Annotated in this window: 15 protein-coding genes; 8 read left to right on the forward strand and 7 right to left on the reverse strand. The window is 41.8% G+C overall.

Translation table 11 applies throughout. From position 1 onward, the window contains the following. Positions 1–175: 175 nt before the first annotated feature. Positions 176–895 (reverse strand): DNA alkylation repair protein, encoded by a 720-nt coding sequence (locus tag G6053_RS05050; RefSeq protein WP_108637117.1) that lies wholly within the window; start codon positions 893–895, stop codon positions 176–178. Positions 896–912: 17 nt separating this feature from the next. Further along, a complete protein-coding gene (locus G6053_RS05055; RefSeq protein ID WP_108637116.1) occupies positions 913–1,284 on the reverse strand; it encodes a DinB family protein in 372 nt (123 codons plus the stop codon). Positions 1,285–1,669: 385 nt separating this feature from the next. Here G6053_RS05055 and G6053_RS05060 point away from each other — a divergent pair, with 385 nt between their 5' ends. The 4 genes from G6053_RS05060 to G6053_RS05075 all read left to right on the forward strand — a co-directional run bounded on the left by G6053_RS05060 (position 1,670) and on the right by G6053_RS05075 (position 7,763). After that, positions 1,670–4,063 (forward strand): PDZ domain-containing protein, encoded by a 2,394-nt coding sequence (locus tag G6053_RS05060; protein WP_108637115.1) that lies wholly within the window; start codon positions 1,670–1,672, stop codon positions 4,061–4,063. A 214-nt stretch (positions 4,064–4,277) separates the two neighbouring features. Next, positions 4,278–5,885 (forward strand): TlpA disulfide reductase family protein, encoded by a 1,608-nt coding sequence (locus tag G6053_RS05065; protein WP_108637114.1) that lies wholly within the window; start codon positions 4,278–4,280, stop codon positions 5,883–5,885. Between the two features lie 273 nt (positions 5,886–6,158). Further along, positions 6,159–6,425 carry a PqqD family protein gene (locus tag G6053_RS05070; RefSeq protein ID WP_108637113.1) on the forward strand — a complete coding sequence of 89 codons (267 nt, stop codon included), beginning with the start codon at positions 6,159–6,161 and terminating at the stop codon, positions 6,423–6,425. A gap of 315 nt (positions 6,426–6,740) precedes the next feature. Then, entirely contained in the window at positions 6,741–7,763 is a 1,023-nt protein-coding gene (locus G6053_RS05075; protein WP_108637123.1) for a bestrophin family ion channel, read from the forward strand. Between the two features lie 24 nt (positions 7,764–7,787). Here G6053_RS05075 and G6053_RS05080 read toward each other — a convergent pair whose 3' ends face one another. After that, on the reverse strand, positions 7,788–8,246 hold the full coding sequence (locus tag G6053_RS05080; RefSeq protein WP_108637112.1) for an Lrp/AsnC family transcriptional regulator: 459 nt from the start codon (positions 8,244–8,246) through the stop codon (positions 7,788–7,790). 176 nt (positions 8,247–8,422) lie between these two features. Here G6053_RS05080 and G6053_RS05085 point away from each other — a divergent pair, with 176 nt between their 5' ends. Further along, positions 8,423–9,628, forward strand: coding sequence for an aminotransferase class I/II-fold pyridoxal phosphate-dependent enzyme (locus tag G6053_RS05085; RefSeq protein ID WP_165305688.1), 1,206 nt, complete (start codon positions 8,423–8,425; stop codon positions 9,626–9,628). Between the two features lie 243 nt (positions 9,629–9,871). Continuing rightward, positions 9,872–10,309, forward strand: coding sequence for a DoxX family membrane protein (locus G6053_RS05090; protein ID WP_108637110.1), 438 nt, complete (start codon positions 9,872–9,874; stop codon positions 10,307–10,309). 17 nt (positions 10,310–10,326) lie between these two features. Here G6053_RS05090 and G6053_RS05095 read toward each other — a convergent pair whose 3' ends face one another. Then, the gene (locus G6053_RS05095) at positions 10,327–11,619 is read right to left on the reverse strand and encodes a hypothetical protein (protein WP_108637109.1); all 1,293 of its coding nucleotides are present in this window, start codon (positions 11,617–11,619) and stop codon (positions 10,327–10,329) included. Positions 11,620–11,845: 226 nt separating this feature from the next. On the opposite strand from G6053_RS05095, the gene G6053_RS05100 reads away from it, so the two are divergent. Then, positions 11,846–12,127 carry a hypothetical protein gene (locus tag G6053_RS05100; RefSeq protein ID WP_108637108.1) on the forward strand — a complete coding sequence of 94 codons (282 nt, stop codon included), beginning with the start codon at positions 11,846–11,848 and terminating at the stop codon, positions 12,125–12,127. A gap of 147 nt (positions 12,128–12,274) precedes the next feature. On the opposite strand, the gene G6053_RS05105 is transcribed toward G6053_RS05100, so the two are convergent. The 3 genes from G6053_RS05105 to G6053_RS05115 all read right to left on the reverse strand — a co-directional run bounded on the left by G6053_RS05105 (position 12,275) and on the right by G6053_RS05115 (position 14,672). Further along, the gene (locus G6053_RS05105) at positions 12,275–13,780 is read right to left on the reverse strand and encodes a M56 family metallopeptidase (RefSeq protein WP_108637107.1); all 1,506 of its coding nucleotides are present in this window, start codon (positions 13,778–13,780) and stop codon (positions 12,275–12,277) included. Then, positions 13,777–14,151 (reverse strand): BlaI/MecI/CopY family transcriptional regulator, encoded by a 375-nt coding sequence (locus G6053_RS05110; RefSeq protein ID WP_104385877.1) that lies wholly within the window; start codon positions 14,149–14,151, stop codon positions 13,777–13,779. Before G6053_RS05110 ends, G6053_RS05105 begins: the two co-directional genes overlap by 4 nt. Before the next feature lie 128 nt (positions 14,152–14,279). Then, positions 14,280–14,672, reverse strand: coding sequence for a group III truncated hemoglobin (locus G6053_RS05115; protein WP_108637106.1), 393 nt, complete (start codon positions 14,670–14,672; stop codon positions 14,280–14,282). A gap of 185 nt (positions 14,673–14,857) precedes the next feature. Between G6053_RS05115 and G6053_RS05120 the strand changes: the two genes are divergently transcribed. Then, positions 14,858–15,424: a hypothetical protein gene (locus tag G6053_RS05120; RefSeq protein WP_108637105.1), complete on the forward strand. Its 567-nt coding sequence runs from the start codon at positions 14,858–14,860 to the stop codon at positions 15,422–15,424. Positions 15,425–15,444 lie beyond the last annotated feature (20 nt).

Genomic DNA, 15,444 nt, shown 5'->3' on the forward strand with positions numbered 1-15,444 from the left:
GCTGTTGGACCGCTTTTGAGGATGCACATGTTCTTCTAACTGTCTCATTTTACCACGACAATTCCTAAACCAGCGGCTGTTTTTACAGGTCAGGATCTTTTTCTCTGATCCAATTTCATCAGTCCTTTAAGAGGTTACATTCGATTGTCTATTTACCAGACTTTCCCAATGCTATCTATAATGACGTAGCTGCCTTGTTCCAATTCAGACCTATGGTAATTTTTGTTCGAAACCACTGTTTGGTTTCTAAAGATTCAATCCTGTCCATGTGACGCGCTATGATTGTAGGGTGGAATTTGGCAATGGTTTTAGCACCCCAACCGATTCCCTTTTTGATATGGAAATCCGTTGAACCGGATAATGACAGCATCAGTTTGAACATGGCTTCAGCAAATTTCGGTGCCAGGCCTTTCTTTACGGCATAATGTGTGGCGACACCGACCGAGCGGACAACCCATTTATTCGAATCTTTGGTAAGCTGCTCCAATAATGGGATTGTTTTTTCTGGAAAAGTAAGGAGTGCATGTCCAAGTACACGTTCACCTATGATGTCACAGACATACCATTGGTCTCCTTTTATCATATACCCGCATGCTTTCTGGATCGACTGCTCCAGATGTATGGGGAGCTGTAGTTGTAAGATCATCCCCGCTATGACATAACTTCCCATTTCATCGGTAGCGCTCAGTGCATCCGTAAAAACGGTCTGTTCATTTTCGGGTATCCACATTGCTATTTCCTTTGCGGCATATTCCAGAAGAGGAAAACTCACTTTCTTTTTTACAAGTCCAACTTGTATAGCTATGAGAAGGGCGTCCGGTCCCTGCTGTTTCCAGCCCAGCTTAGCCTGCTCCAGGATTTCTCTGACACGGACTTTACTTGTGATTTTTTCCATCGCGGTAACCTCTTTATTTATTTTTGGTCCTTATAGATATTCCAAAAATTGTAATCTGTCATTGGTGCGTCTGTTATTCCGATATTTCGGCCTATGGTGACGATCTGTCCGCGGTGATAAGTTCGGTGGATCATCAGACGCTGAATATATTCATATACTGAAAAATCACATTGGAACCAAGGTGATTCAACTTTGACATTTTTTTCTAAATCTTCTTCCGAAAGACCTTCTACATAATCCTGAATTTTTTGCGTACTCTCAGTAATGGCGCTGAAAATACCCACTTTTTTACTGAAGGTTTTTTCAAAATCAAAATCATTGCGTTCCGAAATATGGCTCCACCAATACTCCTGTGTCTGCCAGATATGGTTCAATGTTTTTAAGCTCATAATTTTTGGTTGATTGTTTTTACATCTTTAGGTAAATATAAATATCTTTCCATACAGATTTACGATATTTAGTTCAAGTATGGAGTATTACATACTGATTAGACTATGATTGGGAAGCCTGTTAGTTTGGAATTGCATGAATAGACAGTAAAATAGAAGTAACACACCGCGAATCGAATATTTGATAGTTAGATTATAGTGTAATAAGCGCTTAATAGATGCATATGAAAGGCGATCGGCTTTTTTGGACAACAGCTAAAAAACAAACTGACAAAATAAACGGATTTTTAGGGATAAATTCTTGTATTAAAGGCATCTTTAATACAAGGAAACTGAATGATAAAAACTAAATTGATCAGAAAAATAACCAACATGAAATACTAATATGATGAAAATACAATCGAGCCAAGTTGCGGGGCTATTTTTTATTGGAATGAGCTGCTTGGCTATACCCGCCGCACAGGCACAGCAGTCGAGCACCGTCAGGCGTATTTATATCAGTCCAAAAGGCAGCGACCAGAATACGGGGACATCGGTAAAGCCTTTTGCCACAGCTGATGCAGCCCTCCGTGCCGCAGAAAAATATAAAAAGGGAAAGGCCGGTTACGGCATCGAAATTATTTTTAACGGCGGAACGTATTACCTCGACAAACCGATACAGCTCTTGGCAAATCACTCCGGTAGTAAGAGACAGCCCTTAAAGATTAAAGCCGCCGATGGAAAGCAGGTCATCCTCAGTGGGGGTAGAACCCTTGATCTAAAATGGGAACAGGGCGATAAAGGGATCTGGAAAGCTAAAGTTCCTGCTGGAGTGAGTTTCCAGAGTCTCTATGCCAATGAAAAACATTTGGTTCGGGCACGGTATCCCAATTATGATGCCTCCATATTACCCTTTCAGGGCTATGCGTCAGATGCACTGAGTCCAGCACGTATCGCGACCTGGAAAAACCCGACCGGGGGTATTGTGCATGCGCTGCACGCAGGCCGTTGGGGTGGGTTCCACTACCGTATCACAGGAAAAGAGGACTCGTCAAAAGTTATGCTTGAAGGTGGAGAGCAAAATAACCGCCCAAGCAAAATGCACGAAACCTATCGCTTTGTCGAGAATATTTTTGAAGAACTTGACACTGCTCAGGAATGGTATCTGGATGAGGCTACAGCGACACTATATTACATGCCATCCCATGGTAAGGATCCCAATCAGCTTAAGTTTGTGGCTCCCCAACTTGAAAGTTTAATCACTATTTCGGGTTCCGCTTCCGGTCCGGTACACGATATTGAAATCAGTGGCTTATGTTTTACGCATACGGCACCTACCTTTATGAAAACTTCGGAACCACTGTTGCGCAGCGACTGGACTATCTACCGGCAGGGAGCGGTAAAGATTGAGGGCGCTGAAAATTGCACCCTTCGTGCCAATGATTTTGTCGAATTGGGCGGGAATGCTGTCTTTGTGAGCAATTACAATCGCGGCGTAAAGATCAGCGGCAACCGGATTGAGCAGATCGGTGCCGGAGGCATCAATTTTGTAGGTGACCCCGAAGCTGTACGCTCACCCGCATTCCGTTATGAAAAATTTGTTCCGCTCAGTCAGATAGACACTCTCAGAGGTCCTAAAACCAATAACTACCCGATGGACTGCGAGGCCAGTGACAATATGATTCATACGATCGGTCTGATTGAAAAGCAGGTTGCCGGTGTACAGGTTTCCATGGCAGAGTCCTTGCGGATCCTGCACAACACGATTTATAATGTGCCCCGTGCGGGTATCAATGTCGGTGATGGCACCTGGGGCGGGCATGAGATCGCCTACAACGACATCTTCAATACCGTGTTGGAGACCAGTGATCATGGCGCTTTTAATTCTTGGGGACGTGACCGTTTTTGGCATCCCGACCGTAAAGAAATGGATCAGATGACAGCAGCCCATCCCAACTTAATTTTACTGGATGCGGTCAGAACAACAAAAATTCACGACAACCGCTTTCGTTGCGACCACGGCTGGGATATTGACCTCGATGATGGATCTTCCAACTACGAAATCTACAATAACCTCTGTTTAAGCGGCGGATTAAAATTGCGGGAGGGCTTTTACCGCAAAGTATATAACAATGTCATGATCAACAATGGTTTCCACCCACATGTGTGGTTTAAGGACAGCCATGACATCTTTCGTGATAATCTGGTGATGCATAGCCATCAGGATATTCAGGTTAAGTACTGGGGGGATGAGGTGGACCATAATATTTACACAAGAAAAGAAGACTTACTAAAAGATCAGACCAAGGGAGTGGAAAAACACGGACGTGTTGTTCCGTTGAATTTTGTTGATGCGATTCAGGGCGATTTTCGGTTGAAAGACTGGAAAGGAAATGGCTTCACAAATTTTGACATGCTACATTTTGGCGTCAAGGACAAAAGGCTGAAATCCCTTGCTGCCAGCCCCGAAATACCACAGTTGATCCGGTCAGGAGCGAAAGAACAGGGCCTGAAATGGGGATGGAAAGGGGGGCAGTTTAAATCTGTTGAAACTTTGGGCGAACAGTCCGCGGCTGGACTTCAATCCATCGCTGGCGTATTGGTTCTCCAGCTGGATGAAAAGAGCACACTTTACAAAAGCGGACTACGTGCCAATGATGTGATCCTGGATTACCAGGGCGAGAAAATTGAAAAATTAACCGACTTACAGCAGGCTATTAAGAAGCTGATCCATGCAGATCAGCCTAAAGTTGTTGTTGTAAGAAACCAGCAACAGCAGAAATTGGCTTTGCAATTATAACATATGATATGCTGCAAGATCAATAGTTGAATAGAAATAAAAAGAGGCTTTGGAAAGCCTCTTTTTTCTGTTTAAGTCGGGTTCGGGCCGAGTAAAGTTATTCTTGACTAAAAATGTACGATCATTCTTAACTAAACATAGGGATTAGTTTTTTGAAATCTATACTTTATTTGATGTAAAATGCTTAACTTAAAGGGATTAAAAGCTAAAAATTATGAAATTGCCAATTATCGCCTTTTTTATTTTTCTGAGTTTTTCGTTTGCTTCAGCTCAAACTGTATCAAAACAAACAGGAACTGTTGATCCTAGGGGCTGGATGAAACAGAAACTTGCTGCGGCGAAGGTCAAAACCGTGCTTAAAAACTATGATAAAATTTTTTTCGGATCAGATTCTGTCCGTATCATCGGTTTTATTGAAGGCTATAGCCCAAAGCTCGGTTTTAATAGCGGCATTATCTATTGCGGCAATCAATTGACCAAAGAAGACTATCCGGCCACAATTCGGATATATCCCGATGGCCGTTTTGAGAGCAGTTACCTGGCGGTCAATCCGGAAATGTCTTATCTATCCATCAATGGGCTTAATTACTATTATTATATCGAACCCGGCCATACCTTGGCTATGACATTGAAAGCTTCGCCGGGCGGCCAATTGGAGCTGTTGCGGTACGGTGGACCGCTTGCTCCGGAAAATCAACAGCTTGCGGATTTTAAATGGGAAAGCAACCGTAGGAAATTTTATGATCATATTCAACAGCTGTTGAAGGAAAGACCTACACAGCAGGCCAAAGAGGGAGTTATCGCTACATGGGATTCCGTCCGGCAGGATGTAAATGACCGTCTGAAGAGAGCTACCTATACCCCTAAGGTAAAGCATTTGATCCGAAGTGATGTGGATGTCAATTACGCCGCGCAGCTGATGGATCTCCAGATGTATCGCCAAGGGATTTCAAAAAGTGACAGCCTAAATCCCTACCTTAAATCCCCCCTTCCGGAAGATTACTTTGATTTTATAAAACGCCTGGACCTGAATGATCCTGCCTTATTTGTCCCGCGGGAGTTCTCGACACTTATCAACCGCTTTGAGTACTCACCGTTGTTTCCTACCACCAGCCTTTATAGCTTAATGAACAGCCAGCGGAAATTAAACTTCTACCAGGCATTGGACTCCTTAAATCGAAAAATGAATGGACCTATAGCCGGTACGCTGGTTACTGAAGCAGCAAAACTCCGGACATTGAAATTCAGGATGTCAAATGCAAAAGACACGGTACAGATGACGGAGATTTCAAATGACCTATTGAAGGTCCTGACCAATAAGGACTTGAAAAAAGAAGCCCTAGCGTTGAACGAAAGAGTGAAAAAATCCATGGGAGGTTACATTTTGCCACAGACGGCATCTGCGGCTGTATTTAAAAAACTGACCGATAAATACCGTGGTAAGGTCGTTCTTGTTGACTTCTGGTCAGAATCCTGTGGGCCCTGCCGTGCTGGGATTGAGGCGTTGAAAGAAAAACGCCTAAAACTAAAGGATAATCCCAACCTGGTATTTGTTTTCGTGACGGACAGCAGCGGTACCCCTGATATGAATTTCTATAACGATTATGTGGTCAAAAACCACATGTTCGAAAGCTATATCGTTTCGCCGGATGAGTATCTGGCGTTGCGGGAGTTATTTAAATTTAACGGCATACCTCGGTATATTCTAATGGATCCCGACGGCAAGATCCGGAATGACAATTTCCCGATGCATAACTGGCGTTATGAACTGCCCAAAAGCTATCCGCAGCTATTTACTTACGAGCAGTTGCAAGGAAGTTAAGGCGAGAAAAGCGGAACTGGTGTTATTTTGTAAAGCCATACGTAATCGTATTAGCTGTTATACGCCCGTTTTTTTAAACTCCTTAGTTATTTTTCTTTATCTCTGTTGAGTTTTTTAGTTATTTTTTCGAGTGTCTTTTGTATTTTTGATAACAAGCCGCAGTAGAGAAGAGGCTGCCGTTCGGACCTATTGTATAATGTATATACTTTTTCGTAATAGGACAAACCAAATGAATTGTTTGAATGTCATAGAAATAAACAGAGGAATAGCCAGATGAAACTTAGAGGAGATTTACAATTACGCAAATTGGGCGATGACCATATCTTAGTCTATCCCGGGCAAGATCAATTGGATGCATCCAAGGTTTATACTTTTAATGAGACTGCTGTGCAGATCTGGCTAGAACTGCAAGGAAAGGAATTTAATGTTGAAAGTGTCACTGCAGTTTTATTAGATAATTACGAGGTAGAAGAAAGTGTGGCTGAAAAAGATGCTGAAAAATTGGTAAAGCAATTTGAAAAACAAGGTTTTTTGATCTAACTGATGGACCGATAATTTTAGGAGGCATTCAATTTTAGATTACGCCTATGTCACTTTTTCTACTAGCATCGGCGACTTAATACTTCGGTCTATTCTTTTTTTTTGAGATAGATACAATAGACAGGGGATGATTTTTTACGCGTTTTGCCAGCAAAAACAGTAACTACAATAAGGTGATCTATAATAGATAGATTTTGAAATAAAATGATAGGTGATATTGGACTGTAGAAATTTAAATGGTACATTCAGCTGTGGATAAATTTGTTTCTCCTACCAGACATCGCTGGGGCGGGAACGTTAAAACCGGATGCTTTTATGATTACAACAAAGTATTTTAATTACAAACAGATCTTTAATCTTGCTGGTGTCCATTTAATCTGGCTGACGGCTTGGTGTTCTCTTGTTACCCTCGTCTATTATTTCTTTCAGTGGGAATGGATGATTATTCCTTGGCTTCCCTTGGCGCTGATTGGTACAGCAGAAGCATTTTATGTGGGGTTTAAAAATAACCAGGCTTATGATAGATTATGGGAGGCCCGAAAGATATGGGGCGGAATCGTCAACTCCAGCCGCTCATTTGTATCCATGCTTTATGCCTTTAATACCGGACAGGGCGATCAGCAGTATCTGGAAGAAATCAGAAAGAAATTAACCTATCGCCATATTGCCTGGTTGTACCAATTTCGCGAGCAACTGCTCGTTCCGACCGAATGGGAACACATCAGTCTGAAGAAGCATATCGGTGCCCTGAATGTCAAGCGACATCGGCTGATCAAAGCCGGTTTTCCGGATTATAGCCGGACGCCAATATTCTTGAATAAATATCTTTCGAGAGAAGAATATGCGTTACAGTCGGTCTATAAAAACTTTGCAACTTATCTGAACTCCCAACAGGCAAAGGATGTCAATGATTTAAAAAACGATGGGCTTATCTCGGATTTCAATCAGATGCAATTGCAGACCTGCCTCAATCAGTTTTATGATTTTCAGGGACAGGCCGAACGGATCAAAAAGTTCCCCTCGCCAAGGCAGTTTGCCAGCACGGCATTTGTTTTTAATGTTATTCTGATCATGTTAATGCCTTTGGGGCTGGTCAATGAATTTGCTAAACTGGGCCACTGGGGAATCTGGACTAGTATTCCTTTTTGTGTGGTCATTGGCTGGATCTATATTGTGATGGAACTGGTGGGGGATTATACTGAAAATCCTTTTGGCGGACTGATGTTTGATATTCCGATGTTGTCCATCTGCCGAACAATAGAAATCGATTTATTGCAGATGACAGGTGAGGAAAATCTACCTGATCCGATTGCTTCGAAAAATGGTGTTCTGGTCTAATATGCTATTCTTGTTAGGCAGGGGCTAAATAAGAATAGTCATGGTATTCTTTACCTCTGAGATCATAAAAGAGCTGTGGGTGCTCGCTATGTGCTGTAGGGAGGTTAACTTGGCCAACATAAAATGTCGATAATCTTCCATATCCCGAACACAGATCTTTAAAATATAATCGTAGTCGCCACTGACATGGAAGCATTCGGTGACTTCCTGTAAATCCATTACCTCCCTTTCAAACTGCTGTATATATTCTTTTTTATGTTGTGTGAGCTTGACATGACAGAGCACCATAAAATCTTTTGCGATCTTTTGTTTATCAAGTAAAGCGACATATTTAGAGATCACCCCGGTGTTTTCAAGTTTACGTACACGTTCATAAGCAGCCGTTACGGATAATCCGAGCTTATGAGCAAGCTCTTTGGTGGTCTGTTTGGCGTCTTCCTGCAGAAGTTGGAGTAATTTTTTATCAGTTTCGTCGAAGTGCATAGATTATTTTTTGGTTTAAAGCAGCTGTATGTAGTTGTTGTAGATATATTTTCTAAAATTTATCAATATATCAGATTTATAATCTAATATACTGATAAAGTGTTGTAATAAAATGTAAAATAACCCAATTTTATAAATAAAAAATTAGGAAGATTTAAAAATCAAATTATATAAAGATGGAAGATTTTAATGCAGCAAATGAAATACAGGATTTGCAATATTTTGGAGAGTTCGGCGGTGTAAATCCTTCGATTTCGGATAGCTCGACCTATACCTTTCTGTCCGCTAAAACCATGTTTGATACCTTTGAGGGCAATGCGGATGGCTGTTACCTATATTCGCGGCATTCATCGCCGATGAATCTATACCTTGCGCAGGCGCTGGCCAAGCTGGAAAATGCGGCTGCTGCCAATGTAACGGCTTCGGGAATGGGAGCGATAACAACAGTACTTTTGCAACTCTGTAAAAGTGGTGACCATATTATTTCCAGTCGAACCATCTACGGCGGTACCTACGCTTTCCTGAAAAATTTTTTACCGCCGTTCCATATTGAAACGAGTTTTGTTGATATTGGTAATTTTGAAGCGATCGAAGCTGCGATACGTCCCGGGACAAAAATAATTTATTGTGAAAGCGTCAGCAATCCCTTACTGGAGGTAGCTGATTTAAGAAGGCTTTCTGCCATCTGCAAGAAATATAAACTCAAACTTGTTGTAGACAATACCTTTTCGCCGCTGTCCGTCTCACCGGGCCTGTTAGGTGCAGATGTCGTGATCCATAGCCTGACAAAATTTATCAATGGTAGCAGCGATACTGTCGGTGGTGTCTATTGTGGTACACAAGAGTTTATCAACGAAACAAAAAATGTCAATTCCGGTGCCTGCATGTTGCTTGGTCCGACGATGGACAGTCTCCGCTCGGCCAGCATCCTGAAAAATCTCCGTACACTCCATATCCGCATAAAGCAACATAGTTATAATGCACATTACCTGGCCGAACGCTTTGAAAAGGATGGACTGAAAGTTTCCTATCCCGGATTGCCCTCTCATAAGCATCATGAGCTGATGAAAAACATCATGCATGCAGAGTACGGTTTTGGCGGAATATTGACCTTGGACGCCGGAACGACAGATCGTGCCAACGCGCTCATGGAGCTCATGCAAAAGGAGAACCTTGGCTATTTGGCCGTAAGCCTTGGCTTCTATAAAACGCTATTTTCCTGTTCAGGCAGTTCGACGTCATCTGAAATTCCTGAAGAGGAACGGGTGAGCATGGGAATCTCCGACGGACTGATCCGTTTTTCTATCGGCTTGGATCATGATATTGAACGTACTTATCAGCGGATGAAAGCCTGTATGGAAAAAACGGCTGTTCTGGCTTAAGGAAAATATATATGTTTTCACTTTTTATTGGGACTATTCGGCAATTCGATTGTCGTTTAAATGGTGTATCACGGTTTAATGGAGGTGTGCACCATATAAATTCTTATTCGTATTAATTGATGTTATAAGGCCGTTCAGTATTTAAAGTGCTAGCGGCCTTATTGTTGTCGGTCAGTTGATTTCTTAAACTGGTTTAAGTTAATCTGGATATTGTTGCCTTATATTTGATCTTAAAAATTTAGAATGATGTATAGTCAATTTTTTGTGCGCTTAGCTGTGGCCACAGCCTTTTTATCTGCTGTGGCGGATCGTTTGGGTTTTTGGGGAGCCCCGGGTACGGCGAATGCTTCCTGGGGAAATTGGGCCAATTTTGTCGCTTATTCCGATCAGCTCAATTTTTTTGTGCCTGCGTCAATAGGAAGTCTGCTCGCTATCGGAGCGACCATACTCGAGGTCGTTTTGGCCCTGTTGCTATTGATCGGTTATCGGACACGTTTCGCAGCGCTGTCTTCAGGGATTCTATTAACTGTTTTCGCGTTGACGATGACACTGTCTTTTGGGATCAAAGTCACGTTTAACTATTCGGTTTGGGTAGGGGCAAGTGCCTGTTTTCTCTTAGGGAGCTATCGGGATTTTCCATTTAGCTTTGATCGACTGATGAAGAAAAATCAAAAGAAATAAATATGTCTTTATTTTTCCTACATTTCCTTTAAATTCACTTCTTTCTTTTCGCCGTCTTTATCAATGCTGATCCGTTTTTCGATAGTCGCTTTATCGGTATAAGATGATCTTCCGGTTCCATAATTTGTCGTGGAACCGGTATATCCCCAATAATTGTAATAATTGGTATAACCGGATACATACGAATAGTTGTACGAATTGGTAAAGTCAAAGCTGGTCATAATAATATAGTTGCCCGGCATTAGCTCTGCAAATTCAAAGTGTCCTTCATCATCATACACCTTGGAGCGCTTGATAGCGTGTCCAAAATCTGGATCCAGTGGAACCTCGGCAACTTTTTTCTGTTTACGGATTTTCTTATTGACCTCAAGCCATTCTTCGTAGTATGCTGAATTTGGAAAAAGCATAATCTCGGTTCCTTTTGGCGCATATTGTTTTTTCGCCGTATTGACAAGACCGCCTAATCTTTTACCTGAACTTGAGCGCGCATAAGCGGTCCCGATGATGACGCTATTGCCGTTGGAGATCTGTCGGATAGCCAGTTCCTTGTCGAACCGATTTTTGATGGGCTGATAGTCCAGTTCCTCATTGACCGTGATTTCCCATTTGCCGTTGCCCATGGACATCTCCCGCTGCCAAAGTCGCCGGTCTTTCTTGTCTACTACATAATTGTAAATTGCACCTGTGTTTTCTTCCAATAAGGTGATCAGCCAGGTATCATGCTTGCCGGTTTTCGGTGAACCATAGCTATAGCTTTTGACCTCCTTGATCGTATAGTATTCAACCTGTGTATTGGATTCGTCATTATAATAGAATTGTGGGATCCGAGCTTTATAGCCTACATCCAGCGGAAGCGTCCCAATCATTAGATCCGTCCAATTAAAATCAATAAATGGCTCGGTAGGACGCAAACTCAGTTTTTTATCTTTTTTAGTTTCTTTGGAATAATAATTACCGGTGATGGTCTCGCCAAAGCTGAGATTTAATTTTGTTTTTTTGCCATCACTGGCATAGCTGATGGATTTTAATGTTTGGGGATCCACAACACTTGTCCTGACATTGATCCAGGAATTGTCCTTGGGTGTGTAGGAATTTTTTAAGGTCAATTGATTGCCTGTAGATGTGATATCATAGACCAATGATCCCTGCTTGTCCCAGTTATTATCTTTGACATAATATACGGTATAAAGCGATTTCTCTGGCTTTATATATTTAGTGTTGATATCAGGGCTTCCGGGGGCGACCATCTTTTGGCTTAATGCCACAAACGGGAGCAGGCCTGCCGCTAAAACAAGTGCATACGATTTCATATCTGTATTCCTATAGTGAATGAAACAAGCTGGTTTTTTCTTGTTTATTTTATCAATCTAAGGTAGTAAAAAAGTTTTTTATTTTTTCTCGGGGTAATTGTAAGTTTCAACCGTCATTTATATTCGTAATAATCTATAAATACTTGAGCCGTATGAACGAGGAGTTTATGCAGCTCTTTGTGATATCCGATTACCGGCAATCTTTTTCTGATCAGCTCCCGAAGAAATGTTTTACGATCAGGGAACCAACCTTGTGACTTGTAGATCAGCTACCAAGTGCCTTGAAAAAGCAATTATCTTGGCTGTTTCTCCTGCTGTTAAACCTAATGTGTCGGTAGGCGGGGATCGTGGTACCGAAATCAACTGGATGGTAAAACTCGACGGTGACAGCGGTGCAAAAAAGAAGTATATCGATGCTTTGAATACAGAGATAGAACAGTATGCCACCGGACTAAGGAACTACCTAACATCCACACCGAAGGTGATTCAGGCGGTACGTATGCAATAAACTGTTGGAATATAATACAGCATATTTGATTTAGCGATTTTCACATATGCATGTTGGGTTGATTGGAAAACCGGAGGAAAGATCGTTCCTCCGGTTATTTTTTGTCTTTTGAAAAGGAAGTTTTATGCTACCTGATCTAAGTTTTGATTACTTGGACAAAGGGGGATTTTTAGGTATTTCACCTCGATACTGGATTCTGACCTCCTTAGGAACCGGCGCATTTTTTTTATCGGACTCTGTGGCGTTCTCCTTTGCGGGTTGGCCTTTAAGTACAATTCTATCGGCTTGCGTTCCGTTGTTTTCTTTAGCTTCTGAGACGATGGTGCCAGCGGAACGCACGTTTACTTTTGTTATCGTATTTGGTTCTGCCGACCTTATTTCTGTTACCTTTGCTGATCCAGAAGGTGCAGTTCCTTTTTTTACCGTTACTACGGCATTGGGATCATTCACTTGAACATTTGAATTCAATGAAGTAGTGGCGCTCATATCCGCAGTGCCGCTTAACTTGATCCGCATAGGTTCCTGAAACTTTGCATTTCCGTTTGCATTGCTGCTTTCTACATATACTTCTTCTATTTTAGCTGGAGCATATGCTGATTCTTCTTTTTTGGAAGCGGCGTTTTTCTTAGGCTTCATTGGCGGTGCCATTTCTCTTTTAGGAGGTTTGGGCCGCATTTCTTCGGCTTTCGGAGCACCGGGCTGTTTAGCCGCAGGGGGTGCTACTGCTGGTTTGGCGGGCGCGGTCTTTTCTGTTTTGGCCGGAGTTGTTTTCTGTGCTTCGACATGTGTCGAGAACAGTAGACTAATTGCTGTTGTCAGCAATAGGGTAAGCGCAGGCATCAGCAGGAGCTTACCGCCGGTTGTTCTTTTCTGTAACATAATTAATCGTTTTTTTGTTGTTAAAAAATTAAAATTACTGGCCGGTAATGCGTTTATATCGGGTGAAGACATGCTCCACTGGATGATCAGATGTTGGTAATTCGTGCGTTCATAAACCTGTACAACAGCATCATCTGCCAAGTACTCGTGGTTTTGTCGAATGGCTTTATCGATCAGATAGACGAAGGGGTTGAACCATAATATGACCCGGATAAACTGCATGGCCATCACGTCGATGGAATGCCGTTGATTTACATGTGCCTGTTCATGTGCGATAATGGAAGAATCAATCTCTCCCCGTGTAAAGGCTTCATGGGGAACATATATACGTCTGAAGAATGAGAAAGGTGTTTTGAGGCCTTGAATAGTATAAACAGAGGGAACCGACGTAACAGATCCGCGACCAATGTAAGAGGTGAACTTGCTATAATTCAGGATATGTTTGACCAGTAGCAGCATCGCAATCAACAGATAGATCAGAACAACGGATGTATTCGTGTCCATTATCGGTTCCTGTCGATCTACTAGCGCCGGTGCGACGGCGGGCTCCATAGTTTCAGGCAGCACGGAAGCCGGATCGGTACCAAAATGAAAGAAATCAGGAATAAAAGATGGCAGGGCAGTTTGTACCAGCGGAGCAAAAAGGGCAATCGGTATAATGGCAAGCAAATAAAACCGATTAAACACCAGGAGTTTTTGCCGTTGCAAAAGAAAGATGTATACAAGATACAGTAAGCCTGAACAGGCGATCAATTTTCCCAAATAGATAATCATGTCGCTTTGTTTTTAATTTCCGAATCAATTATTTTTTTCAGCTCTTCCAGTTGCTCCCTGTTCAACTGCGATTGTTTGGTGAAAAAAGAAGCAAATTTTAAAGCCGAATTATCAAAATACGTTTCAACGATATCATTGACGTGCGCGAGATAATAACTGTCCTTGTCAAACAAAGGGTAGTACTCTCTTGAATTACCATATAGTACATAAGATATAGCGCCTTTTTCAGTCATTCGCTTTAATAACGTTGCAATTGTTGTCGGAGCAGGTTTGGGTTCAGGATAGGCTTCCATAAGATCCTTCATAAAGGCCTTTTTCATGTCCCAGATATACCCCATCAATTGTTCCTCGGTCGCTGATAATTTATTCATACTACAAATATAGAACATATTCTACATTGTGTAGAATTAAAAAGTGTTAAAAATCTATTTTGTGATTTATTTTGTTGATTTTAAATATTTTATGGTGGGAGAGAACCTAAATATTGCGAAGACTTTTTCTATAATAAAGGTTTCTTTTTAGGATTGGTATTGAAATATTCTTTTTTAAACTGGAACATTTGCGCCATCTTTTGTGCACGCCATTTGGCTTCTTCGGCTTTTTCGCCCTTGTACAGACGGTCCACAGTCGCTTCAAATAACAGAAGCCAGTGGTCGAAATGCTTTGCTTCGATCGGAAGGGGAATATGAGGTGGAAATGGGCTGCCGAAGTAGGTATGTTCATCCAAGAGGATGGTCTGCCAAAAGCGATACATCTTTTCCAGGTGTTGGGCCCATCTGTCTTGGATGCGTTCCTGAAAAATTGGTCCAAGAAGACTATCCTGACGGACAGTGCCGTAAAACTGATCGACTAATATTTTGATGTCCGCAATGGACTGAATATCCTGCTTCATGGGAATACGTGTATAGTTTTGTGAAGCGGATACTGCTTAACTGTAGCTGCCCCACGGTATATAATAAGTTAAATTTAAGTAGAATAATGGAGAAATGAATCAGGCTGATGTAAAGAAGCCTGTTAAAAATATTGGATTTTTCTTTTATTGTGAGTAATTTGAATGCACATTTAGGGAAAAAACAGATGGGAAAATACACTTTTTTTGTCCTGCTGCTGCTGGGATGCTCCGTCGCGCAGGCACAGATTACCGATATTACGGTCAATAAAGAAAACTTTCAATCTTCGGGCTTTCCGTTTAAAGGCAAACGGGTGTTGCAGGTTGAGCGTATACAGACCGCAAAGGAAGATAATTATATCATTTTTTCAAAAGAGGAACGTGGAGCAGATCCAGATAAACTGTATGCGCAACAATTTCAACGAATCGATGGTATGTGGGTGCCAATAGTGGAAGAAACTATTCAGGAAGATGGTATTATTACTTCCGTCTGGGAATCCCGAAAAGCTTTTTTTGATGCAGACAAAGACGGAAAATTGGATGCGGTGTTTATTTATTCCAGACATCCGAAGGATAATGTCGAAAAGCAGTTGAGCTGTATTGCGCTGGTTTTATACAAAGGACAATTTTATCGTATGCGAGCAGAGGCGGAGGACGGGTACGAAAAAACGACGTACTCGGATAATTACGCTTCTTTGCCCGCGGAAGTAAAAGAGTATGCGGAACGTTATTGGCAAAACCTGGACAAAAGATAATTTATTATTGTCCATCTGCC

It is taken from the genome of Sphingobacterium sp. DR205, assembly GCF_011064245.1.
In the GTDB taxonomy this organism is placed as follows: Bacteria; Bacteroidota; Bacteroidia; order Sphingobacteriales; family Sphingobacteriaceae; genus Sphingobacterium; species Sphingobacterium athyrii.